This window comes from Chitinophaga sp. YIM B06452, from assembly GCF_039655965.1.
Taxonomy (GTDB): Bacteria; Bacteroidota; Bacteroidia; order Chitinophagales; family Chitinophagaceae; genus Chitinophaga.
Window position 1 is genome coordinate 1 of record NZ_JAWLKY010000014.1, and the last position, 724, is coordinate 724.

General features: G+C 62.3%; 1 pseudogene. It reads left to right on the forward strand.

The features are described from left to right. Positions 1-724, forward strand: a pseudogene (locus R3I13_RS26965) (hypothetical protein); the annotation flags it as partial.

The window sequence follows — 724 nt, forward strand, 5'->3', positions numbered from 1 at the left end:
CCTGGTCAACGCGGTGAGCGATTCGGTGCGCATCTGGACGATCGCTGCCGCCGACGGCAGTGTGCCGGCCAGCACTACCCGTTACAACGCTGGCGAACTGTATAAAAACGTCACCGCCGATGAAGCGGGCAACGCCGTGGTGGAATACAAGGACAAAGAAGGCCAGGTGATCTTAAAAAAAGTACAGCTGGCCACCACGCCCGGCACCGGCCATGTCGGCTGGCTCAGCACGTATTATGTCTACGATGACCTGGGCAACCTGCGCTACGTGCTGCCGCCCAAAGCCGTGGAGATACTTTTGGGCAATAGCTGGAGCCTGGCAGATGCCACCTTGCGCAAAGAGCTCTGCTTCCGCTATGAATACGACGGCCGCCGCCGGATGATCCTCAAACAGGTACCCGGCACCGAACCGGTATGGATGGTCTATGACGTGCGGGACCGGCTGGTGTTCTCGCAAGACGGCCAGCTGCGGCTGACCAATCAATGGCTGACCACGCTCTACGACGGGCTGAACCGGCCCACGATGACGGCGCTCTACCAGACCACCACCCCGGTAGCCACCCTGCGCAGCCAGCTGGCCGTCGCCACTACCGCCCAAACCATCGCCCACACCATCCCGGGAGAAGACAGCCTGGTGGTCAACAGCCACGATGGCCGGGCCGCCTATAAAGGCAGAGTGTCCGTCACCGCCCTGGCGGGCTTCGAGGTGACAGCCAGCGCTACG